General features: G+C 39.0%; 2 protein-coding genes. Both read left to right on the top strand.

Features of this window, described 5'->3' with window-relative positions; genetic code table 11:
- Positions 1-1,154: NADH-quinone oxidoreductase subunit N (locus VXQ92_RS16280; protein ID WP_416682529.1), on the top strand; the 1,154-nt coding region annotated here is incomplete at its 5' end.
- A 100-nt stretch (positions 1,155-1,254) separates the two neighbouring features.
- Positions 1,255-1,890: a uracil phosphoribosyltransferase gene (upp, locus tag VXQ92_RS16275; protein ID WP_001007343.1), complete on the top strand. Its 636-nt coding sequence runs from the start codon at positions 1,255-1,257 to the stop codon at positions 1,888-1,890.
- The last annotated feature ends 46 nt before the right edge of the window (positions 1,891-1,936 follow it).

The raw sequence follows: 1,936 nt of genomic DNA, 5'->3' as shown, positions 1-1,936 counted from the left end.
TTGCTTCTGTAGCAGGTGCAATGTTAATGGTTGCAAGCTCTCACTATGCATCATTCTTCATTAGCCTTGAGTTAATGTCGATTCCTGTATACGGCTTACTTGCTTATACATATCAACGTAGTCAGTCGCTTGAAGCAGGGATTAAGTATCTTGTGCTTTCTGCAACAGCCTCTGCAATGTTGTTGATGGGTATGGCGTATATCTACGCTTACACTGGTTCGCTTTCATTCTATGATTCTGTACAAGCTTTATTTGGTGCAATCAAACAGCCAATGGTGTTATTAGGTTTAGCACTCATTATTTTTGCTGTTGCATTCAAATTGTCGCTTGCACCGTTCCATAAATGGACACCAGATGTATATGCAGGTGCGCCGGCTCCAATGGCAACGTTCTTGGCGACTGCTGCTAAAGTTGCAACAATTGGTTTGTTCGTACGTTATTTGCTTGCTTCTGGCGCAATCATGGTGAACTCGCTAGTGACTGTTTTGACAATCATTGCCGTATTGTCAATTTTAGTCGGTAACTTGCTTGCTGTTCGTCAGGTCAACTTAAAGCGTATTTTGGGTTATTCATCTATTGCTCACTTTGGTTATTTGTTAATTGCTTTAATCAGCATGACATATGCAAGCTTGGGCAGCGTAACTGTGTATGTGGTGACTTATGTATTAACAACTATTGGTGCTTTTGGTGCAGTAGCGTTAATGTCTAGCCCATATAACAACGTAGATGAAGCGCAAAGCCTTGCAGACTACCGTGGTTTGTTCTGGCGCCGTCCAGTACTTACAGCAACATTAACAGTCATGATGTTATCTTTGGCTGGTATTCCATTAACAGCAGGCTTCATTGGTAAGTTCTTGGTTGTTATGGCTGCTGTAACAACTCAACACTGGTTCTTAGCTGCAATGATTATTGTGGGTAGTGGTATTGGTTTGTATTACTACTTACGTGTGATGGTTGTTATGTATATGACTCCACCTGAAACTCCTCGTATTGATGCTGATGCACATTGGGGACAAAAAGTGGGTGGTTTAATGGTATTGGCTGCTGCTGCATTAGTTATTATTTTGGGTATTTATCCAGATCCAATGATTAATTTGGCATTAAAAGCAGAAATTTTATCTCCATTACATTTCATGCTTTCTCAGCAACAATAATTCTTGTGTACAAAAAAGCCTCCAAATATGGAGGCTTTTTTTTATTGATAGTTAAAAAAAGATTATAATAAATACGTTTTTATATTTTTAGGTAACATCTGTGGCCATTCAAGAAATTCGTCACCCACTTATTCGTCATAAATTAGGTTTATTACGTCGTGCTGACATCAGTACCAAGAATTTCCGTGAGCTTGCTCAGGAAGTGACTATGTTATTGACATATGAAGCGACGAAAGACTTACCAGTTGTGGATTGTGAGATTGAAGGTTGGGCTGGCAATGTTACTACTCAGCGTATCGCGGGTAAAAAAATAACGATTGTACCGATTTTGCGTGCAGGTATTGGTATGCTTGATGGTGTGCTTAACCTAATTCCAAGTGCAAAAGTAAGTGTGTTAGGGCTTGAGCGTGATGAAGCAACTCTAGAAGTACGTACTTACTATAAAAAGTTAGTTCCTGATGTCGCTAACCGTATTGCCATGATTATTGATCCAATGTTGGCAACAGGTAATTCTTTAGTTGCTGCTATTGATGTATTAAAGGCAAGTGGATGTAAAGATATCCGTGTTATGGTGTTAGTTGCAGCACCTGAAGGAATCGCGAAAGTAGAGGCAGCACATCCTGATATTCAGCTTTATACTGCATCTATTGACAATGGCTTAAATGAACATGGTTATATTGTTCCAGGTTTAGGCGATGCTGGTGACAAAATTTTTGGTAGTGTTCAAAAAGACTAATTTTTGAAATAACAATAAAAAGAGACTTCATTAAGCCGTATAAATT

The sequence above is a fragment of the Acinetobacter sp. 228 genome, from assembly GCF_048147885.1.
Note: the sequence above shows the minus strand (reverse complement) of the source record. Positions and strands in the feature narration are given on the sequence as shown.